This is a genomic window from Leifsonia poae (assembly GCF_050632195.1).
Classification (GTDB): domain Bacteria; phylum Actinomycetota; class Actinomycetes; order Actinomycetales; family Microbacteriaceae; genus Leifsonia; species Leifsonia poae_C.
The window spans coordinates 484,734-506,366 of the sequence record NZ_CP192580.1; the positions used below are offsets into that span (position 1 = coordinate 484,734).

A 21,633-nucleotide genomic window follows, 5' to 3' on the forward strand; every position below is an offset into this window, starting at 1 on the left:
ATGCACTCGGTGTCGCTCAAGGGTGGGGATAGACGCATGAGAGTCCAATGGGTAAAGCTCGAATTGCTACCTGGGAAGACCGTCAAACAGTGGTCAACGTTAGCGCTGTTGTGCTTCGCGGTCGCGGCGGTCGGAGCAGCCGGAGCAGTCGTTTGTGCGTTGTCGATCGTCGCGCAGACTCAGCGGTGGGATCCCGTCACCGTATCTTTCCTGGCGCTCTTTGGACTCGGTTTTGGAGGCGGATGGATCTTTGACCGGATCGCCACCGCAAAGGAGAAGGCAGAGGTGCGCGCTGGCTACACTACGTCGGCGCAGGGCCATAACGATGTTGTGTATCTCCACTCACCGACAGGGGTAGTCATGCGTGAAGCGGGACACCCGAATCTCACAAAGCCGGAGTGGGACACCGCGATGCAACGCGTGAACGCTTATCGGGCTTCGCTCGCCGAGCTTCATGGAGAGGACGAGGGTTGAAAGCTAGACGATGCGGTCGCGAGCGGAGGCGAGTTGTGCATTAGGGAGACCTATTGTGAAGCGATTCGTTAGATCTTGGGAGCCGATAGTGGGGCTCGGCGGTGCTCGTTGGCTGGCTCGAGCGCACATACCGCTCGTAGTAGTAGCGGCCACGATAGTTCTTTCCTGGCCTGTTGGGATTCTTCGAACGGTTCTCCCCGGAGAAGCGCAACGAACACTCGTTATTGCGAACAGTTTTGTTTTCCCCCTTCTAGCCGCTCAGGTGATCGTATGGCTCGCATTTATATCGAACCGCCGACGCAAGATCGGCGATCTGCTGCGTGAATCGGGTATCGGGTATGGGAGGCGCCCAGCGATTCTCACGGCGTCACGGTTTGTTCACTGGTCGCGAAGCGAGTCGATCCCGCAGGCGGATATCCATGCTGTTCTGGCTGCGGCTTTTGATCCGAGAACGTGATCATTCTCATCCGAGGCGCCGAACCATGGTCCGGCTCGGCGCTTACGAATCTTTTTGGCGGTTCACTGATATTCGGTGCCGGCTAGAAGGTTTCTGAATGTTGGGAGTCGGAAATGGTGCCGATGCAATTTCGGGCGTTGGACGGGGTCGTTCGTACGCCGTCGCGGCTCGACAGCTCCGCAGGATATTCCCGGAGGCGCTGAGTGTCTAGGAGGCTTGCCAGAGTCGCGGCTGGTTTCAAAAGAATGGATCGCAGTCCAACGGACACAATCTCAGCGTTTTTCGCGAAGCATACTCAGGCCGGCGTCATATTGCCCGATGGGTGGTTCGGGCGTCCATATGACTCGCTGTTTGTATTGCGAAGTACCAGTGAAACGGAACGCGCCTTGGAAATCGGACTCAGCGAGGCTCACCTGACTTTGCCTCGAGCGTCGACCACATTCGTTAAACACGGGCTGCTTGTAATCGAATGCGACGATGAAGTCGATTGGCAGTGGGACTTTGGCGACGGTGGAGGCAGGTCCCGATACCGCGAAGGCAGGGTAGTCTTTGTTTCTTCCGAAACCCGGGATCTTGGGGGCCTCAGGTGATTTTCAAGAACCGGAAACGTGTCGAACGTCGTACTAGTGGCGTCGCCGTTGAGACGTTGACGCAGTTGATCGATGTCGTCAGACGGGTGATCGAACTGTTGGAGCAGTGCGGACGACAGGAGAACGCTCATTGGATGCGGGAGCGGCTGAGGCTACTGCAAGTTGGGGATGCTTCCGAGACGTTGGCATGCACGAAAGAACTGCATTCGATTGTCCTTGGCATGGGCGGCTTGATCGACATCAGCCTTGAGCCTCGCGATCCGTTGAGCCTCTCCGCGAACGATGCTCGAGCAAGCATGGACGAACTCGCCGACCGGCTTTACCGACTGACGAGTGAATAGCGACGCTGCATAGTTCCTTTTGAGACGACCCCGCTCTAGGGCTAGCTCGGTGCTGAGTGGGCGCTGATTCACACGTAGAATCGCTGAATGGAACTTAGGCAGCTCGAGCACTTCGTCACGGTCGCGGAGGAGCGGCACTTCACGCGGGCGGCGGAGTTGCTGCAGATCTCGCAGTCGGGGCTGTCGGCGTCGATTCGGTCCCTCGAGCAGGAGCTCGGCACATCCCTCTTCATTCGCAGCACGCGTCGCGTCGAACTGACGACGGCGGGGCAGGCGCTCCTGGGGGACTCCGTGCGCACGCTGGCCAGTGCCGCTGCTGCGCGCAATGCGGTCGCCGCTGTGCGCGGTCTTGTTCGCGGGCGCCTCACGATCGGGGCTGAGCCGTGCCTCGGGTCGGTCGACCTTCCGGCCGAGCTCGCGTCGTTCCGGACGGCGAACCCGGGCGTCGAGGTGCGACTGCGCTACTCGGGCTCCGTCGAGCTGGTGGATGCGGTCGCCGGCGGACGGGTGGATGTCGCGCTTGTCGTCGACACCGGTCACACTCCGCCCCGGGTGCAGCTACGCCGGCTGAACACGCAGGAGATGCTCGTGCTGTGCCATCCGGAGCACCGATTCGCCGCGAACGAGAGCATTCCGCTCGAGGAGCTGCGCGGGGAGCCGCTCATCGGCTTCCAGGAGGGGTGGGGCGCCCAGGCGCTCGCCCGTCGAGCGTTCGCCGCGGCCGGGTTCGACTACCGGGCGGCGATGGAGGTCAACGACGTGCATCCGCTGCTCGACCTCGTCGGGTACAACCTCGGGGTCGCGGTTGTTCCGGCGAGCTTCGCCAAGAAGCGGCCCGACAAGCTGAAGGCGGTCGGTCTGCTCGGCGAAGTTCCGTCGTGGACCGTAGCGGTGGCCGTTGCGGACGAGCCGAGTCCGGCCGCCGGGGCGTTCCTGCGCCAGTTGCAAACGGCCTGAACAGAGTCCACAGGCGGTTGTAACAAACTCTTTACACGCCGAGCGTGGAAATAACTTGCAGAGTCTCGACCAATATCGGAGACTATTTCCAATCATGTTCCGGGCGTCAGCCCCCAAACAGTTTCGAAGAGGAGACAGCACCATGAAGAAGCGCTATCTCTCCATCGCCGCACTCGCGATCGCTGCGCTCGGGCTCACCGCCTGCTCCAGCGGCACGAGCGGAGACGGAGGCACGGTCGACGCGAAGGGCCAGAAGCTCACCGTGTGGATCATGCAGGGCACCAACCCCGACTCATCTGGATTCTTCAAGGAGGTCGGTGACGCCTTCAAGAAGGAGACCGGCGCGACGCTCAAGGTCGAGTTCGTGCAGTGGGCGGATGCGCACGACCGCTTCGTCACCTCGATCGCCGGCAACACCACGCCCGACGTCGCCGAGACCGGGACCACCTGGACCGCCGAGTTCGCCGATGCCGGAGCGCTCGCTCCCATCACCGACGACGTGAAGAAGGCCGGCCTCGAAGACGACCTGGTCAAGGGTCTCAAGGAGTCGGGAACCTACGACGGCGACCTCTACGGCATGCCCTGGTACGCGGGTGTGCGCTCACTGGTCTACCGCTCCGACGTGTTCGACGAGCTCGGCCTGAAGGCGCCGACGAGCTGGGACGACATCGTCGCGGCCGGCGAGAAGATCAAGGCCGCGAAGCCCGACATGATCCCGTTCGCCGTTCCGGGCAACGCCGAGTTCGGCGTGTATCCGTGGGTCTGGGGCGCGGGCGGCGACGTCGCGAAGCTCGAGGGCAAGAAGTGGGTCTCCGGGATGGACAGCGCCAAGTCGCGCGAGGGCATACAGTTCTACACCGACCTCGCCACAAAGTACGGGTTCTCCACTTCAGGTGCGACCACCTGGAAGGAGACCGACGTGCTGGACAACTTCAACCAGGGCAAGGTTGCGATGGCGATCCAGGGGTCCTGGACCCCGGCCACCATCGTCCAGAAGGCGCCCGACCTGAAGGGCAAGATCGCTGCGACGCCGATCCCGGGCCAGGACAGCGGTATCAGCCCATCGGTGCTCGGCGGATCGCACCTCAGCATCTTCAACACGGCCAAGAACAAGGATCTGGCCTGGCAGTTCGTGAAGATGATGACCACCGGCAAGTTCGCCAGCGAATGGGGCAGCCAGACCGGATACTTCCCCGGCCTGAACTCGCTGCTGAAGCCGGCGCAGAGTTCGGACGACCCGCTGGTCAAGCCGTTCGCCACGCAGATGGTCGAGGGCGGCGCATCCGTGCCCGTCACTCCGCAGTTCGGCGCGGTTCAGGCGAAGCAGACCACCAACGCGATGATGCAGTCCATCCTCTCGGGGCAGAAGTCGGTCGAACAGGCCACCAGCGACGCTGCCAAAGAGATGAACACCATCCTGAACACGAAGTAGCACCCTGTGTCCGTTGACGTTCAAACCCAGCCGCCGGCCGTGCGCGACCCGCGCGCGGCCGGCGCCGGGCCGCAGCGCCGCAAGCGCAAGCTCACGGTGGCGCGGCCTTGGCTCCTCCTCGTTCCCGCACTCCTCGTGCTGGCGGGGCTGCTGCTGTGGCCGCTCATCCGGGTGGTCCTGTTCTCGCTGCAGGACTACGGTCTGCGCGAGATCGTCAGCGGCAAGACGAACTTCATCGGCCTCGCCAACTACGCCGAGATCTTCGGCAACTCCACTCTGTGGACGGTCGCGCTGCCCAACACGGTCGTGTTCGCCATCCTGTCGGTGTCGTGCACGGTCATCCTCGGCACGCTCGTCGCCCTACTGATGGCCTCGCTCGGCTCCTTCTGCCGCACCATCGTGGGCAGCGCGATCATGATCGCGTGGGCCATGCCCGCCGTGACCGGCACGTACGTGTGGGTCTGGATCTTCGACGCCGACAACGGCATCGTCAACCAGGTCCTGAAGAACCTCGGGCTCATGCACGAGTCGTTCAACTGGTTCACCAATCCGGTTACCTTCTACGGGATCGTCCTGCTGAACATCGTTCACCACGGTTTCCCGTTCATCGCGATCACCATCCTCGCGGGCCTGCTCGGCGTTCCCAAGGAGATGCTCGAGGCGGCCGAGATGGATGGGGCGGGCGGCATCCGTCGGTTCTTCAGCATCATCGTGCCGTCGCTCAAGCAGGTGTTCGCCGTGGTGATCATCCTGTCGACGATCTGGGACTTCAAGGTGTTCGCGCAGGTCTACCTGATGCCGGGAGGCGCGGGTTCCAACCGCTCGGTGCTGAACCTCGGCGTGTGGTCGTATGTCGAATCGTTCGGTCAGAACCGGTACGGCTTCGGGTCTGCGATCGCGGTTCTGCTCACCCTCGTGCTGCTCGCCATCACCGTCGTCTACGTGCGCACCATGCTGAAGGAGGACAAGCTGTGACGCGAACCATCCGCGGCAATGTGGTCAAGGCGATCCTCGTCACGCTGCTCCTCATCTTCACGCTCTTCCCCGTCTACTGGATGATCTCGAGCGCCTTCGACAAGAAGGCGTCGAGCGGTGGTCAGTCGCTCATCCCGCAGGAGTTCACGTTCGACAACTTCTCCTACGTGCTGACGCAGGGTGGCTTCGACGTCTTCCTCCGCAACTCGGCCATCGTCGCGATCTCCGTTGTGGTGCTGTCGGGAATCGTCGCCCTGCTGGCGTCGGTCGCCGTCGCACGGTTCAAGTTCAAGTTCCGCACGGCCATCCTGTTCATGGTGCTCACCGTGCAGATGGTTCCGCTCGAGGCGCTCGTCATCCCGTTGTTCGTGCAGGTGCGCGACCTCGGGCTGCTCAACCAGCTTCTCGGCCTGGTGATCGTCTACGTCGCCCTCTCGTTGCCGTTCGGCATCTGGATGCTGCGCGGCTTCGTCGCGGCCGTTCCGGTCGAGCTGGAGGAGGCCGCGTATCTCGACGGCGCCAGCTGGTGGCGGATGTTCCGATCGGTGCTGTTCCCGCTGGTCATGCCCGGCCTTGTCGCGACGAGCGTGTTCGCCTTCATCACCGCCTGGAACGAGTTCATCTTCGCGATGACCCTGCTCGGCGGAGCGACCGACAATTACACGGTCGCCATCGGACTTAAGCAGTTCTTCGGCGAGCACTCCAACGAGTGGGGCTACGTCATGGCGGCGTCGACCATCATCACGATCCCGGTCATGATCTTCTTCGTGCTGGTGCAGCGCAAGCTCTCCAGCGGCCTGGTCGCAGGAGCGGTCAAGGGATGAGCCACAGCACCGATCCCGCGGTGCGCGCCCTTGTAGCCAGCGTGCTCTGGCCCGGATTCCTCGGCCACCGGGCCCCCGACTGGCTGCTGCGCGCCCTCGACGATGGTCTCGCGGGCGCCGTCTACTTCGGGCACAACATCGATGCGGGCTCGCCCGACCAGATCGCAGCGCTCTCCAGCCGGTTGAGGGATGCGCGACCCGGCGTACTGCTCGGCGTCGACGAAGAGGGCGGTAACGTCTCCCGCCTCGAGTCGGCGCACGGTTCGACCCTGCCGGGTGCCGCCCAGCTCGGTCGCGTCGACGATGTCGCGACGACGCAGGCGGTCGGAGCGGAACTCGGTCGTCGCGTGCGGGTTGCGGGAGCCAATGTCGTGCTCGCGCCGGTCGCCGACGTCAACACCAACGCGCGGAATCCCGTCATCGGGGTGCGTTCGTTCGGAAGCACACCCGACCTGGTCGGTCGGCACGTCGCGGCCATGACCGAGGGCATCCAGTCGGCCGGTGTCGCCGCGTGCGCCAAGCACTATCCGGGTCACGGCGACACCGTCGTCGACTCGCATCACGGCCTCCCGCGGGTCGACCTCGATCGTGCGACGCTCGAAGCCGACCACCTGCCGCCGTTCCAGGCCGCCATCGAGGCCGGCGTCGCGGCGATCATGACGTCGCACGTCGTCGTTCCCGTCTTCGGCGAGCTTCCCGCGACGCTCAACCCCACAGCGCTGGGTGAGCTGCGTGAGCGAGGCTTCTCCGGGGCCATCGTGACGGATGCGCTCGATATGGCCGCCATCCGTGCCGAGTACGGCGCGGGCAACGGCGCGGTGCTGGCTCTGAAAGCCGGGGCCGACCTGCTCTGCATCGGCAATCCCTCCGACCTGGGTCCCAAACGCGGAGCGACTGACGACCTCGCCGACTACCTCGAGGTTCGGGATGCGATTCTCGCGGCCCTCGACGACGGCACGTTGAGCATCGCCGACGTCGAGCGGGCGTCGCGATCGGTGTCGGGACTCTCGGAGTGGGTGATCGCGGGGGAGCGCATCCCGATGCCCGTTGTGAATGACTTGGACGCAGGTGCGGTGGTTCGCGAGGCGATCAGCGTGAGCGAGCCCGTGAGCCCTGCCGGGCGCGACCTGACGGTGCTCGATCTGCGCGACCGGGCGACGATCGCTGTGGCGTCTCGGGCAGATCCCTTCACCGAAGCGCTGTCGGCGGCTGCCGCGTGCGAGCGGGTAGCGGTCGGGCCGCTTCGGAAGCAGGATGTTGTTGCCGCGTTGGCCGATGTGCTCGCCGGAATCCCCGCCGACCGCACGATCGTAGCGTTGGTGGATGCGGTGCAGCCGGGATCGGCGCAGCGTCGCGCCGTGAAGCTGCTCGCGGCCGCGCGCCCGGGGAGCATCGTCGTCAACGCGGGACTCCCGGCTCAGAAGCCGCTGCCGGCGCCGACGATCGACGCGTACGGGGTGAGCCGGGTGACGGCGCAGGTCGTCGCGGAGATCGTGACCGGGGGTGCGGGCCGATGAGGATCCTGTCGCTCCAGTCGGGCACCTCCGCCGACGGCATCGATGTCGCGGTCGCGGATCTGCGGGCGCTCGACGACTCCTCGACGCCGGTCGTGCGCATCCGGACCCTGCTCGCCCGAACCGTTGACTGGTCGCCGGAGTTGCGTCAGCGCCTTCTCGCCGCGGTCGACGGAAGCAGTCTGACGCCGGCCGAGTTCTGCGAACTGGACACGCTCAGCGGACGCGAGTTCGCGGCGGCAGCCCGTGCCGCGGCCGACGAGTGCGGCGAGGTCGACCTGGTCGTTTCACACGGGCAGACGCTCTTCCACTGGGTCGAGGACGGGCGCGCTCAGGGCACCCTGCAGATCGGGGAGCCTGCGTGGATCGCGGAGGCGCTCGGCTGCCCGGTGCTCTCGAACGTGCGCTCGGCCGACATTGCAGCAGGTGGCGAAGGTGCCCCGCTCATGGGTCTGTTCGACCGCGCGTGGCTCACCGGCGAAACGGCGGCGAGCGGCCGGCCGATCGCCACCGTCAACCTCGGCGGCATTGCCAATGTGCAGGTCGTCTCACCCGATGGGGGGCTGATCGCTTTCGACAGCGGTCCGGCGAACGCGCTCGTCGACGGTGTGGTTGCGCGCGCGACCGAGGGGCGACAGACACGAGACACGGATGGCGTGCTCGCCAGCGCGGGGCGGGTGGACGAAAGGGTACTCGCTGAGCTGCTCGCGCATCCCTACTTCCTTGCTGCCCCGCCGAAGAGCACTGGTCGTGAGACGTTCGACCTCGGCGTCGTCGACCGGGCGGTCGCTGCCGCGGGTGCCGAGCCCGCGCTGGCCGACCTCGTCGCGACCCTCACCGCGCTCACAGCTCGAACTGTCGCCAATGCGGTGCGCTCCGCGACCGCAGAGCCGCCCTCGCGCGTGATCGTCTCGGGCGGTGGCGTGCACAACCCCGCTCTGATGCGTGCGCTCACAGCGGTACTCGCACTGCACGGTATCGAGGTGAGCACGAGCGACGAGTGGGGGATCTCGGCCGACGACAAGGAGTCACTGCTGTTCGCCTTCGTCGGGTTCCTGAGCTGGCACGGCATCCCAGCTGCACTTCCGGCCACCCCGGAAGGTCGCGCACGCGTGCTCGGACAACTGACGCTGACGCCGGAGACGATCCTCGGGCCGAGACTGCGCGGTGCCGCGGGGCTCACGATCGCGGGAGGCCACGAATGAGCGACACGATATCCGTCCTCGCCATCGACCTCGGCAAGACCAGCTGCCGCGCGCGACTCACGACGAACGACGCGGTGGTAGGCGAAGCGCACGGGATCGGCGCCCCGGGTCTGGCAGACGCCGACGGAGCGGTGCTCTCCTTCCGGGCGATCGTCGACGCGGTCGACCGGATGCGCATCCCTGTGCCCGAGGCGCTCGCCGTCGGCATCGGGGCGGCCGGTAGCGAGGCCGCACCTGAGTCGGCTCGGAGTCTGATCGGGATGCTGCGCGAACGCTTCGCCGGACCGATCGCCATCATCAACGACGCGCTCGCAGCCCACGCGGGCGCCTTCGCGGGCGAAGCGGGCACGGTGCTCATCGCCGGAACCGGCGCCGTCGTGTTCGCTGTCGACGAGCAGGGCCGAGTGCGTCAGGTCGACGGATGGGGCCCCTGGCTCGGCGATGAGGGCAGCGGCCAGTGGATTGGCCGGCACGGCCTGGTGGCCGCAGTTCGCGCCAACGACAAGCGAGGGCCGCAAACCGTGCTCCTCGATGACGCCACGGCGCTCACCGGAACGATCGCATCCCTGCCGCACTGGGCATCCCAGACCGGAACCCCCGCCCGCCAGCTCGGGTCGTTCGCGCCGACGGTCATCGACCGCGCGGCCGAGGGCGACGCCGTAGCGCTGGAGATCGTCGAACGGGCGGCAGGACATCTGGCCGACAGCTGTGCGGCTGCGGGCCTCGAGACGGTCTGCGTCGCGGGCGGGCTCGCCACGCATCCCTATTTCGCCGCACGAATCACCGCGGCACTCGAAGCGCACGGGCTGCGCGAACGGGCACCGAACGGCGACGCGCTCTCGGGCGCCGGGCTGATAGCCATGAACCGTTCACTGCCCTACGAAGAAAGGATCCTCCGTGGCTGAGCCGCATCCCCTCGCAGAACTCCGTGCCACCCTCGGCACGCTCTCGACCGAGGCCGTGAGCGACAAGTATGGCGACCTCGACCTCATGACGGTCGAGCAGCTCGTCGAAGGCATGAACGCGCACAACGCGGAGGTCCCGCTCGCAGTCGCCCGCGAGACGCAGCACATCGTCGCAGCGGTTGACGGGGTCGTCGAAGGGATGCGTCGCGGCGGCCGCCTGATCTACGTGGGCGCCGGCACCGCCGGTCGCATGGGCATCCTCGACGCCAGCGAGATCCCGCCGACATTCGGAGCGCCGCCCGAGCTGGTCGTCGGGGTGATCGCCGGTGGCAGCGAGGCCATCCGCACCGCGATCGAGAATGCGGAAGACGACGAGACGGCCGGAGTCGCCGACCTGCGCGCGCTCGATCTCGGGCCGGACGATGCTGTCGTCGGGATCTCCGCATCCGGACGCACGCCGTATGTTTTGGGCGCGATCGCCTATGCCCGGGAGGTCGGAGCGTTCACCGTCGGTCTCGCTTGCAATGCGGCATCCGCGCTCGGCGCAGCGGCCGACGTCGGGATCGAGGTCGTGGTGGGTCCGGAGATCCTGACCGGCTCGACCCGGCTGAAGGCAGGTAGCGCCCAGAAACTGGTCGTGAACATGATCAGCACCATCACGATGGTGCGGCTCGGCAAGGTGCACGGCAACCTCATGGTCGATATGCGGGCCACCAACGACAAGTTGCGGGCGAGGTCTGAGCGGACGGTTATGCTGGCGACGGGCGTCGATGCGGAAACCGCTGCGCAGACGCTGGATGCGACCGGCGGCTGGATTAAGGCGGCGATCCTGATGAGTGAGACCACCCTCGACGCGGACAGCGCCGTGCGGCTCCTCACCGAGCACGGCGGGCGTCTGCGCGACGCCCTCACGGCAGCTGTCTCTGGACCGATCGCCGAAGCGTCGGCGTCGGGGGATACGGCTGAGGCGGCCCATGTCCGCTGACGTGCTCTCCGCGGTGCGCCAGGCGCTGCCACGTCTGAGTGCCGCCGAGGCCCGCGTCGCACGAGTGATCATGGACGATCCGGCGCGCATGGTCGACCTCACGATCACCGAGCTCGCGGCCCTCTGCGACTCGTCCCAGGCGACGGTGGCCCGGTTCTGTCAGGGCCTCGGCTACTCGGGCTATCGGGACTTCCGACTGGCGGTTGCCGCTGCGACAAGTCGCGAGCAGGTCACGCGGGAACGTTTCGAGCTCACCGAGAGCGAGATCGACCCTGCCGACACGGTGCAGGAAGTGGTGGCGAAGATCGCGTACCAGGAGGTGCTCGCGATCGAGCAGACCGCGAAAGAGCTCGACGTCGAGACGCTCGACAAGGTTGCCGCCGCCATCGTGTCCGCACCACGCGTCGACGTCTACGGCGCCGGATCGAGCAGCCTCACCGCTCAGGATCTGCAACAGAAGCTCTCCCGCATCGGAATCACCGCGTTCTGCACGGCGGATTCGCACCTCGCGCTCTCCTCGGCGGCGCTGCAGAAACCGGGCAACGTCGCCATCGGCGTCTCACACTCGGGATTGACCGCCGAGACCAATCACGCGCTGGCCGTCGCGCACGCCGCGGGGGCGACCACGGTGGCGATCACGAATTTCCCGGACTCCCGGATCGCCGACGAGTGCGACTTCGTGCTGACGACACAGGCCCGCGAGAGTCTCTACCGGTCAGGAGCGATGGCGAGCCGCATCGCACAACTTGCGCTCGTCGACTTCCTGTTCGTCCGGATCGCGCAGCAGCTGTACGACCAGATGACCGAGTCGCTGCGGCTGACGTACGAGGCGGTGAAGAGCCAGCGGCTTGCGCCCGAGCGGCACGGGGAGCGCCATCCGGAGCGGCATCGCGGTTCGTCCGGCGCCTCTACCCAGCCCGACACCAAGAGCGCGACCGGGGGCGCCGGCGCACCGGACGCGAGCGTCGGGTGACGGCCGCGTCACGCTTGCTGCCTGCACCCGTGCGCGTCGTCGAAGGCGACGGCGAGTTCGTGTTCACCGCGGCGACCCGGTTCGAGGTCGATTCCGGAGCTGAGCGCCCCGCCGCGTGGCTGTGGTCGGTGCTCACCGCCTCGACCGGCTTCGTGCGAAGTGCCGCGGCACAGGATGCGCCGGGCGAGACAGCAGGCAGCATCCGGCTCGCCATCGACGCGTCCCTGGGCGCGGAGGCGTATCGGCTGAGTGTGACCGACGGGAGCGTGCGGATCGTCGGTGGCAGCGCATCCGGGGTCCACTACGGCACCCAGGCGTTTCTGCAGCTGCTGCCCGCCGAGGTGTACCGCCGCTCGCCTGTCCACGGTGTGCGCTGGGCGGCGCCGGTGTGCGAGGTCGAGGACGAGCCCCGGTTCGGATGGCGGGGTGTGATGCTCGACGTCGCCCGGCACTTTCTGCCCAAGCACGACGTGCTGCGTTTCATCGATCTGATGGCGATGCACCGCCTGAACGTGCTGCAGCTGCACCTGACGGACGACCAGGGATGGCGCATCCAGATCACCCGCTACCCCCGGCTCACCGAGGTCGGCGCGTGGCGGCGCGAGTCGCAGGTCGGCTACGGCAAGGATGCGCCCGGCGACGGCCGTCCGCACGGCGGGTACTACACGCAGGCCGATCTGCGCGAGATCGTGGCGTACGCGGAGGCGCGTGGGATCACGGTCGTGCCGGAGATCGAATCACCCGGGCATGTGCAGGCGGCGATCGCGGCGTATCCGGAGCTCGGCGTCACAGGTGAGGCGCTGGAGGTCGGCACGCGGTGGGGAATCATCCGGCACGTGCTCAACCTCGAAGACGCCACTGTCGAGTTCTTCCGGAACGTGCTCGACGAGGTACTCGACATCTTCCCGTCGCCGTACATCGGGGTCGGCGGCGACGAATGTCTGAAAGACCAGTGGCGAACGGATGCGCGAACCCAGGAGCGCATGCGTGAGCTCGGTGTCGACGACGAGGAGCAGCTGCAGAGCTGGTTCATCCGTCAACTCGACGACCACCTCATGGCGCGGGGGCGGCGGCTGTTCGGCTGGGACGAGATCCTCGAGGGAGGGCTCGCACCGGGTGTGGTCGTCGCATCCTGGCGCGGGGAGACGGGCGCGCTCGCCGCTGCGCGAGCGGGACACGACGTCGTGCTCTGCCCCGACCACACGATGTACCTCAACTACCGGCAATCGGAGCGACCGGATGAGCCCATCCCGCTGGTCGTCGTCATCACGGTCGAGGATGTGTACCGCTTCAACCCCGTACCCGCCGAGCTGAGCGAGGCCGAGCGAGCGCACGTGCTCGGCGGTCAGGCGAACCTGTGGACCGAGTACATGGACTCGCCCCGGACGCTCGACTACTTCGCGTTCCCGAGGTTGAGCGCCCTGGCCGAGGCTCTGTGGTCGTCGGCTCCGCGCGACTTCGACGGATTCTCGCGACGGCTCGAGACGCACCTCACGCGGCTCGACACGGTCGGGGTGGAGTATCGGCGCGCATCCGGACCCTTGCCCTGGCAGACGCGGCCGGGCATCCCGGGCCGCGTGGACACGCGGGAGCAGCGCGCCGCCGAGGTCGCCGCGCTCGTCAGCAACATCGACGGCTAGCGCCCGCCGGCCCTACGCGGCGTCGAGCGCGGCGAACTCCTCCGGGGTGAGCTCGAGGTCGACGGCCGTCACCGAGTCGCGGATGGACTCGGGGCGGGATGCGCCGGGGATCGGGATCACGTGCGGGCTCTTGGCGAGGTGCCAGGCGAGCGCCACGACCTGCGGGCTGACGCCGCGTGCATCCGCCACTTGCTGGAAGGGGGCGAACCGGTCGCCGAGCGCGCCGGCCGACTTGATGCCGCCGAGCGGGCTCCACGGGAGGAAGGCGATGCCCATCCGGTCGGCGAGCTCCAGTTCGGGCTCGCTCGAACGGAACGCCGGCGAGAACTGGTTCTGCACCGACACGAGACGGCCGCCCAGGATGCTCTGGGCCTGCTCGATCTGATCGGGGTCCGCATTCGAGATCCCCGCGAGGCGGATCACGCCGTCGTCGAGGAGGTCGCGGATCGCGCCGACCGACTCCTCGTACGGCACTGCGGGGTCGGGGCGGTGGAACTGGTAGAGACCGATCGCATCCCCGCCGAGCCGGGCGAGGGACGCCTTCGCGGCTTCCTTGACGTACTCGGGCCGGCCGTCGACGTACCAGCTGCCGTCGCCGGGACGGAGGTGGCCGCCCTTCGTGGCGATGAGCACCTGGGACGTGTCGCCGCCCCAGCTGCGCACAGCATCGGCGATCAGGGTCTCGTTGTGTCCGACTTCGTCGGCGTGCAGGTGGTACGCGTCGGCGGTGTCGAAGAAGGTGACGCCGACCTCGAGAGCGGCGTGGATGGTGGCGATGGAGCGTGCCTCGTCGGGGCGGCCCTCGATCGACATGGGCATGCCGCCCAGGCCGATCGCGCTCACTTCGAGGTCGGCGATGTTACGGGTCTTCATGGGTCGAAAGATCCTTTCGGGGGTCTTCGGGAGTTCGGAGTCGGGGTTCAGAGGTGCTCAGCGAGACATCGCGCTCAGGATGCGCGGATCACCACGCGTAGTGCTCCGGCGCGGTCTTGTGCCCGGGGAAGATCTCGTCGAGCCGGGCGAGCGCCGCGGCGTCGAGCTTGACGTCGAGCGCGCGAACGGCCGCATCCAGCTGCTCGCCGGTGCGCGGGCCGATGATCGGGGCGGTGACCGCGGGCTGGTGCAGCAGCCAGGCGAGCGCGATGTCTCCGGGCTCGTGGCCGAGCTCGTCGGCGAACGCCTCGTAGGCCTCGATCGCACTGCGGTGGGTCGCAAGTGTGTCGGCAGCGCGACCTTCGAGGCGACGCTTGCCCTCGTTCTGCTTGCGGATGACGCCGCCGAGCAGGCCTCCCTGCAGCGGCGACCAGGCGATCACTCCGACGCCGTTCGCCTGAGCGGCGGGCAGCACCTCGAGCTCGACCTGGCGCGTGAGCAGGTTGTAGATCGACTGCTCGCTGACGAGACCGGTGTAGTTGCGGCGGCGGGCCTCCGCCTGCGCGGTGGCGATGTGCCAACCGGCGAAGTTGCTGGAGCCCGCGTAGAGGATCTTGCCCTGCGCGACCGCGACCTCCATCGCCTGCCAGATCTCGTCCCAGGGGGTCTCCCGGTCGACGTGGTGGAACTGGTAGATGTCGATGTGGTCGGTCTTCAAGCGGGCGAGGCTCGCATCCAGTGCCCGGCGGATGTTCAACGCCGACAGCTTGCCCTCGTTCGGCCAGTCGCCCATGTTGCCGTAGAGCTTGGTCGCGAGCACGGTCTTCTCGCGGCGGCCGTCGCCCTTGGCGAACCAGTCGCCGATGATCGACTCGGTGGCGCCGCGGCCCTTGTGCTGGCCGTAGACGTTGGCGCTGTCGAAGTAGTTGATGCCGTAGTCGAGGGCGGCATCCATGATCGCGTGCGAATCCTCTTCGCTCGTCTGCGGCCCGAAGTTCATGGTGCCGAGGGCGAGACGCGAGACGACGAGGCCGGAACGGCCGAGGTGTGTGTACTCCATACCGCCAGCCTCCGCCCGGTCGAGTCAGATGTCCAACAGGAGGTGTGAATGGCATTGTGCACAGCGGGCTCTGAGTCGGGGCTGCTTCCCAGTTTCGGTGGTGGGATGCTGGACGTATGCGCGAGCTCACCGAAAACGTCTACGCCCTCGACAAGACCGCCGGTGCCCACGGGTATCTCGTGGCCGGTTCGGATCGCAGCGTGCTGATCGACCCGGGTCTCGCATCCGGAGCCAAGGCAGTCCTCGCCGAGCTGGCCGGTGCGCACAGCAAGATCCCTCGGGTGACGGATGTGGTGCTCACGCACTACGACCCCGACCACTCGGGCGCGGCCCCGGCGATTCAGGATGCGCTCGGCGTCACAGTGTGGATCGGGCGCGCGGATGCGGCCATCCTGCGCCGGGAGGTCGAGCCGCCCACGCGCGCGCGTCGGATGATGAAGAAGGTCAACCCGACGGCGCCCCCTGCGTCGCTGCGGGAGATCGATGGTGAGACGTCGATCATTCCGGGTCTCTCGGCGCTGCCGGCGCCGGGGCACACGCCCGGGCATCTGATCCTGACCTGGCACGGTGTCGTGTTCGTCGGGGACGCTGTGATGGTGCGGGGCGGGCGGCTGCGACAGCTTCCCGGCTTCTTGATCAGCGACAAGGATGCGGCACTCGCGACCACGGCGCTGATCGAGTCACTGCACCCGCGGCTCGTGTGCCCCGGGCACGGGAAGCCCGATCGGCTCGTCGCCGGCTGACGCGCGGTTTTCGCACGAGTCGATAGACCCTCAGGGCTGGCGGCGCGACGGATGCGCGGCTAGCGTGCGGGGTGTCGGCGACGGCGCCGATGTGTGGACTCGCTGGAGAGCAGGGAGGAGAGCGCGATGAGCGACCCGAGGGACGATGCGTTCGATGAGCCGGAGGCGTTCGACGTCGACGAACTGGCGGAGGGGCGCGGTGTAGGGCCATATGACGCAGACGGCGTCATCGAACCCGAACGCTACGACCCGGACGACGAAGACGACGAGCCGTAACGGGCAGAATTAAAGCAGAAGGTCAGCGCGCTGCGAGGGCGTCTTCGAGCTCGGCGTCGGTGGGCTCGACGAGATGTGCGCCGTCGGGGAAGACGATGACGGGGATGTTCGTGCGGCCGCTGATGGCCTTCGCGCGCTCGGCGCCATCCTGAACGGCCTCAAGGTCGACGTAGTCGAACTCGGTGCCGAGCCGCTCGAAGAGGGCCTTGGAGCGGCGGCAGTCGCGGCACCAGTCGGCGCCGAACATCGTCACACGGTCGAAGGTTTCGGGAGTCGAAGTCATCCGTCGAGCCTAACCGGCGTCTCTGGGTGCCGTTCCCAGGTGACCGCCGCAGTCGCACGCCGCAGCCGCAGCCGCAGGGGCTAGCGGCGGGCGGTCGGCTCGTATCGGGTGGGCGGGAAGGTCGCGGCGACCAGCGCACGGAGAGCCTCGGGCGACGCATCCGTCAGACCGACAGCGCCTGCCTGAACGAGGACGTTCCCGATCGCGGTGGCCTCGACAGGACCGGCGACGACAGGCAGGCCCGAACGGTCGGCGACCGCGCGGCACAGGAGAGTGTTGCGAGCGCCGCCGCCGACGACGTGCACCGTCTCGACCGGGACGCCGGCCAGCGAGGCCACCTGATGTACGGTCGACGCGAGCGCTTCGGCGAGGCTCTCGATGATGCTGCGGACAATCGAGACGTGATCCGTGGGCGCCGGCTGATCGTGCTCGCGGCACCAGTCCGCAATCCGCGCGGGGATATCGCCGGGCGCGAGAAAGCGGGGATCCTCCGCGTCGAACAGCGTGAACGGCACCCCGGGCTGCGCCGCACGCTCAAGCAGAGACGCGAGCTCGGCATCCTCGCCCCGCGCCTGCCAGGTGCGCAGCGACTCGCTCAGCAGCCAGAGCCCCATGACGTTGTGCAGGTACCGGATGCGCCCGCCAACCGCCCGCTCGTTGGTCACGTTCGCGAGACGTCCGGCCTCACTGAGCACAGGGTGGTCGAGTTCGACCCCGACGAGACCCCAGGTTCCGCAGGAGATGTACGCTGCCGATTCGGGGCGCATGGGCACGGCGAGCACGGCGGAAGCGGTGTCGTGGGATCCGACCGCCGTGACGACCGGGCCGGCGGCTGAACCCCGGCCCGAACCGGACCCGGCGGGCAGCCGCAGCTCGGCGGCGACCGCAGGGAGCAGCGACCCGATCACCTCGCCTGGATCGACGAGCTCCGGGAGGATCCCCGCGGGAGCCCCAGCCGCTCGATCAGCGCGTCGTTCCACTCTCCGTCCAGCGTGAGGAGCCCGGTCGTGGACGCGTTGGTCCGCTCGGCGACCCGTCGCCCGGTCAACCAGTAGGCGACCAGGTCGGGGATGAGGAGCGCGGTGTCCGCATCCTGAAGCAGCCCGTCCTCGGCGTCGGCCGTGAACTGGTACAGGCTGTTGAAGGGCAGGAACTGCAGCCCGTTCTGCTGGTAGAGCTCAGTAGGGTCGGCGATCCGGTGCACCGCTTCGACCCCGCGCTCGCTGCGCTCGTCGCGGTAGTGGTGCGGGATGCCGCGCAGCCGACCACTCGACAGCAGTCCGTAGTCGACGGCCCACGCGTCCACTCCGATGCTCCGGATGCCCGGCTCGGCGCGCACCGCCGCCGCGAGTCCCTGAACCGCCGCCGAGTACAGGCCCACGGCATCCCAGTGCAGGGCGGCTCGCGAGCCGTTCCAGAGCCGCACGGGGGTGTTGAGGAAGCGCGCGACCTCGGTCAGTTCGAGGGTGTTCGGACCGACCCGGCCGAGCATCACCCGCCCGCTGGTGGCGCCGAGGTCGACCGCCGCGACGGCCCCGGTCTCGCTCATCGCAGGAAGGCGGCAGCCACGCCGGCGTCGACCGGGATGTGCAGACCGGTGGTGTGGTCGAGGTCCGAGGTGCAGAGCACGAACACCGCGTTGGCGACGTGCTCCGGGAGCACCTCGCGCTTCAGCAGCGTGCGCTGGGCGTAGTACTGGCCCAGCTCTTCCTCGGGCACGCCGTAGACGGCGGCTCGCTTCGCGCCCCAGCCGCCGGCGAAGATGCCGGAGCCGCGCACGACACCGTCAGGGTTGATCCCGTTCACACGCACACCGTACTCGCCGAGCTCGGCCGCGAGCAGACGCACCTGATGCGCCTGGTCGGCCTTCGTCGCCGAGTACGCGATGTTGTTCGGGCCGGCGAAGATCGAGTTCTTCGAAGAGATGTAGACGATGTCGCCACCGAGCTTCTGGTCGATCAGCACCCGGGCAGCGGCACGTGAGACCAGGAACGAGCCCTTCGCCATCACGTTGTGCTGCAGATCCCAGTCGGCGACGGTCGTGTCGAGCAGCGACTTCGAGAGCGAGAGCCCTGCGTTGTTGACCACGAGGTCGAGCCCGCCGAACGCGAGCAGTGTGGCCTCGACAGCGGCGGCGACTGCGCGCTCATCGGTGACGTCTGCTTTGATGCCGATCGCCACATCCGTGTTGCCCAGTTCGGCGGCAGCGGCCTGCGCCTTCTCGAGGTCGAGGTCGGCGATGACGACGCACGCGCCCTCGGCGGCGAGTCGGGTGGCGATCGCCTTGCCGATTCCGGATGCCGCACCAGTGACGAGCGCGATGCGTGAGGCGAGCGGCTTCGGCTTGGGTAGCCGCTGCAGCTTGGCCTCCTCGAGTGCCCAGTACTCGATGCGGAACTTCTCCGCCTCGTCGATCGGGGCGTACGTCGAGAGGGCTTCCGCCCCGCGCATCACGTTGATGGCGTTGATGTAGAACTCGCCGGCGACTCGGGCGGTCTGCTTGTTCGCGCCGTAGGAGAACATCCCGACGCCGGGGATCAGCACGATGGCCGGGTCCGCACCGCGGATGGCGGGGGAGTCGGGTGTCGCGTGGCGGTCGTAGTACGCCTGGTAGTCGGCCCGGTACTGCTCGTGCAGCTCCTCGAGTCGCGCGACTGAGTCCTCGATCGATGCGTCCGCGGGGAGGTCGAGCACGAGCGGCTTGATCTTGGTGCGCAGGAAGTGGTCGGGGCAGCTGGTGCCGAGGGCGGCGAGCCGGGGTGCTCCGCGGCGGCCAGGAAGTCGAGCACGACGTCCGCATCGCTGAAGTGGCCGACCTGCGGGCGATCGGTCGACGCGATTGCGCGCAGGTGCGGAGCGAGGGCGGCCGCTTTCGCGCGCCGCTCATCCTGAGGCAGAGGCTCGCAACCGGCCAAGCCGGGACCGAAAGGTTCGGGGCGCCCGTGCTCGGCGATGTACGCGGCGGCGGTCTCGATGATCCACAGCGAGTTGGCCTCGGCCTCCTCGCTGGTGTCGCCCCACGCGGTGATGCCGTGGCCGCCGAGGACGGTGCCGATGGCATCCGGATTCGCCGCCTTGATCGCAGCGATGTCGAGGCCGAGCTGGAAGCCGGGGCGACGCCATGGAACCCAGACGACCTTGCCGCCGAACGCCTCAGCGGTCAAACGCTCGCCGTCGGCTGCCGTCGCAATCGCGATGCCGGAGTCGGGATGCAGGTGGTCGACGTGGGCCGCATCCACCAGGCCGTGCATGGCCGTGTCGATCGACGGAGCCGCACCGCCCTTGCCGTGCAGGGTGTAGTCGAAGGCAGCCACCATCTCGTCTTCGCGGTCGACGCCCGGATAGACGTCAACGAGTGCACGGAGGCGGTCGAGACGGAGCACGGCCAGGCCGCCCTCCTTCAGCGTGCCGAGGTCGCCGCCGGAGCCCTTGACCCACAGCAGTTCGACCGGCTCACCGGTGACCGGGTCGGTCTCGGAGCCCTTGGCCGACGTGTTGCCGCCGGCGTAGTTCGTGTTCTTCGGGTCTGCGCCCAGGCGGTTGGAGCGCGCGATCAGCGCGGCAACGGTCGGGTTGGTCATCAGGCTCCCCATCCGGCTTGGGTTCCGCCGACGCGGTCGGCTTCGATCTTCTCCTGGTATCCCGAGGCCTTGTACGAGGCCATCGGGTCGGCGGGCAGGCCGCGCGACTCACGCCAGGCGGCGAGGTCGGGGCGAACGTCGGTGTAGAACGCGTCCATCAGGATGCCGTTGGCGCCGAGAACGTCGCCTTCGGCCTGGGCGGCGGCCAGCGCATCCTGGTCGATCAGCAGTGCACGGGCGGTCATCTCCTGAACGTTCAGCACCGAGCGGATCTGGCCCGGGATCTTCTTCTCGATGTTGTGGCACTGGTCGAGCATGAAGGCGACGCCCGAGTCGGGGCCGTAGCCGCCGCCGCGGATCACCTCGCTCAGGATGCGGAACAGCTGGAACGGGTCGGCCGCGCCCACGATGAGGTCGTCGTCGGCATAGAACCGCGAGTTGAAGTCGAAGGAGCCGAGCTTTCCGAGGCGCAGCAGCTGCATCACGATGAACTCGATGTTCGTGCCTGGGGCGTGGTGTCCGGTGTCGAGGCAGACCATCGCCTTGTCGCCGAGCGCGGCGACCTGGGCGTAGCTGGTTCCCCAGTCGGGAACATCCGTGTGGTAGAACGCCGGCTCGAAGAACTTGTACTCGAGCACGAGCCGCTGGTCGTCGCCGAGGCGGGCGTAGATCTGCTGCAGCGAGTCGGTGAGGCGGTCCTGCCGGGCGCGCATGTCATCCTGCCCCGGGTAGTTCGTGCCGTCGGCGAGCCAGATCTTGAGGTCGCGCGAGCCGGTCTCGTTCATTACGTCGATGCACGCGAAGTGGTGGTCGATCGCCTTCTGACGGATGCGCGGGTCGGAGTGCGTGACCGAGCCCAGCTTGTAGTCGTCGTCCTGGAACGTGTTCGAGTTGATCGTCCCGAGCTCGACGCCGTTGTCTTCGGCGTGCTTCTTCAGATCGGAGTACGAGTCGACCAGGTCCCACGGGATGTGCAGGGCGACGGACGGGGCGAGGCCGGTGTGCTTCTGCACCTGGGCGGCATCCGAGATCTTCTCGTAGGGATCGCGCGGGGTCCCGGCCGAGCCGAACACCTTGAAGCGGGTTCCGGAGTTTCCGAACGCCCAGGAGGGGAGTTCGATCGCCTGCTGTTCGAGCAGAGGGGCGATGGATGAGAAGGCAGTCATGATTCGTCCGTCATTCGTTTCGTGGTGGTGAGCTGGTCCTCGAGATGGAAGATCTCGGGGAGGAGATCGAAGCCCTCGTCGGGTGCCGACCCGTCGAGCCCTTCGAAGAACTGGTTCATCTCGGCCTGCCAGCGGGCGTTCACATCGGTGAGCGCCATCCGGGCCTGCGCCTCGGCGATGCTGTCGGTGGCCTCGACGTAGCCGATGAGCAGGCCGTCATCGGCGAGGAAGAGGGAGTAGTTGTCCCAGCCCGTCCCTTCAAGGGCAGCGAGCATCTCGGGCCAGACGGCGGCGTGACGCTCGCGGTACTCGGCGAGGCGGTCTGGCCGCACCTGTAGCCGGAAGCACGCGCGTTGCATGGGATGTCCTTAGGGGGTCG

21 protein-coding genes and 1 pseudogene are annotated in these 21,633 nt (G+C 67.4%); 14 read left to right on the forward strand and 8 right to left on the reverse strand.

Translation table 11 applies throughout. The features are described 5' to 3' along the window. Nucleotides 1-36 precede the first annotated feature (36 nt). The 12 genes from ACQ86A_RS02570 (at nt 37) to ACQ86A_RS02625 (ending at nt 13,272) form a co-directional block, all read left to right on the forward strand. Nucleotides 37-474: a hypothetical protein gene (locus ACQ86A_RS02570; RefSeq protein ID WP_431279061.1), complete on the forward strand. Its 438-nt coding sequence runs from the start codon at nt 37-39 to the stop codon at nt 472-474. A 1,043-nt stretch (nt 475-1,517) separates the two neighbouring features. Next, nucleotides 1,518-1,862 (forward strand): hypothetical protein, encoded by a 345-nt coding sequence (locus ACQ86A_RS02575; protein WP_431279062.1) that lies wholly within the window; start codon nt 1,518-1,520, stop codon nt 1,860-1,862. Between the two features lie 87 nt (nt 1,863-1,949). Continuing rightward, nucleotides 1,950-2,819 carry a LysR family transcriptional regulator gene (locus tag ACQ86A_RS02580; protein ID WP_431279063.1) on the forward strand — a complete coding sequence of 290 codons (870 nt, stop codon included), beginning with the start codon at nt 1,950-1,952 and terminating at the stop codon, nt 2,817-2,819. Between the two features lie 142 nt (nt 2,820-2,961). Next, on the forward strand, nt 2,962-4,251 hold the full coding sequence (locus ACQ86A_RS02585) for a sugar ABC transporter substrate-binding protein (RefSeq protein WP_431279064.1): 1,290 nt from the start codon (nt 2,962-2,964) through the stop codon (nt 4,249-4,251). 6 nt (nt 4,252-4,257) lie between these two features. Continuing rightward, complete coding sequence (locus ACQ86A_RS02590; RefSeq protein WP_431279065.1) at nt 4,258-5,226, forward strand: carbohydrate ABC transporter permease; 969 nt, start codon at nt 4,258-4,260, stop codon at nt 5,224-5,226. Then, nucleotides 5,223-6,050 carry a carbohydrate ABC transporter permease gene (locus ACQ86A_RS02595; protein ID WP_431279066.1) on the forward strand — a complete coding sequence of 276 codons (828 nt, stop codon included), beginning with the start codon at nt 5,223-5,225 and terminating at the stop codon, nt 6,048-6,050. The genes ACQ86A_RS02590 and ACQ86A_RS02595 overlap by 4 nt, the downstream gene beginning before the upstream one ends. After that, nucleotides 6,047-7,567 (forward strand): glycoside hydrolase family 3 protein, encoded by a 1,521-nt coding sequence (locus ACQ86A_RS02600; protein WP_431279067.1) that lies wholly within the window; start codon nt 6,047-6,049, stop codon nt 7,565-7,567. Before ACQ86A_RS02595 ends, ACQ86A_RS02600 begins: the two co-directional genes overlap by 4 nt. Then, the gene (locus ACQ86A_RS02605; RefSeq protein ID WP_431279068.1) at nt 7,564-8,769 is read left to right on the forward strand and encodes an anhydro-N-acetylmuramic acid kinase; all 1,206 of its coding nucleotides are present in this window, start codon (nt 7,564-7,566) and stop codon (nt 8,767-8,769) included. The genes ACQ86A_RS02600 and ACQ86A_RS02605 overlap by 4 nt, the downstream gene beginning before the upstream one ends. Further along, complete coding sequence (locus ACQ86A_RS02610) at nt 8,766-9,674, forward strand: N-acetylglucosamine kinase (protein WP_431279069.1); 909 nt, start codon at nt 8,766-8,768, stop codon at nt 9,672-9,674. Before ACQ86A_RS02605 ends, ACQ86A_RS02610 begins: the two co-directional genes overlap by 4 nt. Beyond that, nucleotides 9,667-10,659 (forward strand): N-acetylmuramic acid 6-phosphate etherase, encoded by a 993-nt coding sequence (gene murQ / locus ACQ86A_RS02615; RefSeq protein WP_431279070.1) that lies wholly within the window; start codon nt 9,667-9,669, stop codon nt 10,657-10,659. The genes ACQ86A_RS02610 and murQ overlap by 8 nt, the downstream gene beginning before the upstream one ends. After that, on the forward strand, nt 10,649-11,632 hold the full coding sequence (locus tag ACQ86A_RS02620; protein WP_431279071.1) for a MurR/RpiR family transcriptional regulator: 984 nt from the start codon (nt 10,649-10,651) through the stop codon (nt 11,630-11,632). Before murQ ends, ACQ86A_RS02620 begins: the two co-directional genes overlap by 11 nt. A gap of 29 nt (nt 11,633-11,661) precedes the next feature. After that, complete coding sequence (locus tag ACQ86A_RS02625; protein WP_431279072.1) at nt 11,662-13,272, forward strand: beta-N-acetylhexosaminidase; 1,611 nt, start codon at nt 11,662-11,664, stop codon at nt 13,270-13,272. A 12-nt stretch (nt 13,273-13,284) separates the two neighbouring features. On the opposite strand, the gene ACQ86A_RS02630 is transcribed toward ACQ86A_RS02625, so the two are convergent. Further along, a complete protein-coding gene (locus ACQ86A_RS02630) occupies nt 13,285-14,145 on the reverse strand; it encodes an aldo/keto reductase (protein WP_431279073.1) in 861 nt (286 codons plus the stop codon). Nucleotides 14,146-14,233: 88 nt separating this feature from the next. Then, a complete protein-coding gene (locus ACQ86A_RS02635; protein ID WP_431279074.1) occupies nt 14,234-15,205 on the reverse strand; it encodes an aldo/keto reductase in 972 nt (323 codons plus the stop codon). 116 nt (nt 15,206-15,321) lie between these two features. On the opposite strand from ACQ86A_RS02635, the gene ACQ86A_RS02640 reads away from it, so the two are divergent. Both ACQ86A_RS02640 and ACQ86A_RS02645 read left to right on the forward strand, forming a co-directional pair. Continuing rightward, entirely contained in the window at nt 15,322-15,948 is a 627-nt protein-coding gene (locus ACQ86A_RS02640; protein ID WP_431279075.1) for an MBL fold metallo-hydrolase, read from the forward strand. A gap of 126 nt (nt 15,949-16,074) precedes the next feature. Further along, nucleotides 16,075-16,224, forward strand: coding sequence for a hypothetical protein (locus ACQ86A_RS02645; RefSeq protein ID WP_431279076.1), 150 nt, complete (start codon nt 16,075-16,077; stop codon nt 16,222-16,224). Between the two features lie 22 nt (nt 16,225-16,246). On the opposite strand, the gene ACQ86A_RS02650 is transcribed toward ACQ86A_RS02645, so the two are convergent. The 6 genes and pseudogenes from ACQ86A_RS02650 to ACQ86A_RS02675 all read right to left on the reverse strand — a co-directional run bounded on the left by ACQ86A_RS02650 (nt 16,247) and on the right by ACQ86A_RS02675 (nt 21,613). Continuing rightward, a complete protein-coding gene (locus ACQ86A_RS02650; protein ID WP_431279077.1) occupies nt 16,247-16,507 on the reverse strand; it encodes a glutaredoxin family protein in 261 nt (86 codons plus the stop codon). An 80-nt stretch (nt 16,508-16,587) separates the two neighbouring features. After that, on the reverse strand, nt 16,588-17,415 hold the full coding sequence (locus ACQ86A_RS02655) for an FGGY-family carbohydrate kinase (protein WP_431279078.1): 828 nt from the start codon (nt 17,413-17,415) through the stop codon (nt 16,588-16,590). Next, on the reverse strand, nt 17,412-18,056 hold the full coding sequence (locus ACQ86A_RS02660) for an FGGY family carbohydrate kinase (RefSeq protein ID WP_431279079.1): 645 nt from the start codon (nt 18,054-18,056) through the stop codon (nt 17,412-17,414). The genes ACQ86A_RS02655 and ACQ86A_RS02660 overlap by 4 nt, the downstream gene beginning before the upstream one ends. After that, nucleotides 18,053-20,088 (reverse strand): annotated as a pseudogene (locus ACQ86A_RS02665) (bifunctional aldolase/short-chain dehydrogenase). The gene ACQ86A_RS02660 and the pseudogene ACQ86A_RS02665 overlap by 4 nt, the downstream one beginning before the upstream one ends. Further along, nucleotides 20,088-21,254 (reverse strand): L-rhamnose isomerase, encoded by a 1,167-nt coding sequence (gene rhaI / locus ACQ86A_RS02670; protein ID WP_431279080.1) that lies wholly within the window; start codon nt 21,252-21,254, stop codon nt 20,088-20,090. The pseudogene ACQ86A_RS02665 and the gene rhaI overlap by 1 nt, the downstream one beginning before the upstream one ends. Then, entirely contained in the window at nt 21,251-21,613 is a 363-nt protein-coding gene (locus ACQ86A_RS02675) for an L-rhamnose mutarotase (RefSeq protein ID WP_431279081.1), read from the reverse strand. Before ACQ86A_RS02675 ends, rhaI begins: the two co-directional genes overlap by 4 nt. Nucleotides 21,614-21,633: the final 20 nt, after the last annotated feature.

Bases quoted from the DNA above. Each gene is read 5' to 3' on its own strand.
- ACQ86A_RS02570 (WP_431279061.1), top strand. From the start codon at position 37: ATGAGAGTCCAATGGGTAAAGCTCGAATTGCTACCTGGGAAGACCGTC.
- ACQ86A_RS02580 (WP_431279063.1), top strand. From the start codon at position 1,950: ATGGAACTTAGGCAGCTCGAGCACTTCGTCACGGTCGCGGAGGAGCGG.
- ACQ86A_RS02585 (WP_431279064.1), top strand. From the start codon at position 2,962: ATGAAGAAGCGCTATCTCTCCATCGCCGCACTCGCGATCGCTGCGCTC.
- ACQ86A_RS02600 (WP_431279067.1), top strand. From the start codon at position 6,047: ATGAGCCACAGCACCGATCCCGCGGTGCGCGCCCTTGTAGCCAGCGTG.
- ACQ86A_RS02605 (WP_431279068.1), top strand. From the start codon at position 7,564: ATGAGGATCCTGTCGCTCCAGTCGGGCACCTCCGCCGACGGCATCGAT.
- ACQ86A_RS02610 (WP_431279069.1), top strand. From the start codon at position 8,766: ATGAGCGACACGATATCCGTCCTCGCCATCGACCTCGGCAAGACCAGC.
- ACQ86A_RS02620 (WP_431279071.1), top strand. From the start codon at position 10,649: ATGTCCGCTGACGTGCTCTCCGCGGTGCGCCAGGCGCTGCCACGTCTG.
- ACQ86A_RS02630 (WP_431279073.1), bottom strand. From the start codon at position 14,145: ATGAAGACCCGTAACATCGCCGACCTCGAAGTGAGCGCGATCGGCCTG.
- ACQ86A_RS02635 (WP_431279074.1), bottom strand. From the start codon at position 15,205: ATGGAGTACACACACCTCGGCCGTTCCGGCCTCGTCGTCTCGCGTCTC.
- ACQ86A_RS02640 (WP_431279075.1), top strand. From the start codon at position 15,322: ATGCGCGAGCTCACCGAAAACGTCTACGCCCTCGACAAGACCGCCGGT.
- ACQ86A_RS02645 (WP_431279076.1), top strand. From the start codon at position 16,075: ATGAGCGACCCGAGGGACGATGCGTTCGATGAGCCGGAGGCGTTCGAC.
- ACQ86A_RS02650 (WP_431279077.1), bottom strand. From the start codon at position 16,507: ATGACTTCGACTCCCGAAACCTTCGACCGTGTGACGATGTTCGGCGCC.
- ACQ86A_RS02660 (WP_431279079.1), bottom strand. From the start codon at position 18,056: ATGAGCGAGACCGGGGCCGTCGCGGCGGTCGACCTCGGCGCCACCAGC.
- rhaI (WP_431279080.1), bottom strand. From the start codon at position 21,254: ATGACTGCCTTCTCATCCATCGCCCCTCTGCTCGAACAGCAGGCGATC.
- ACQ86A_RS02675 (WP_431279081.1), bottom strand. From the start codon at position 21,613: ATGCAACGCGCGTGCTTCCGGCTACAGGTGCGGCCAGACCGCCTCGCC.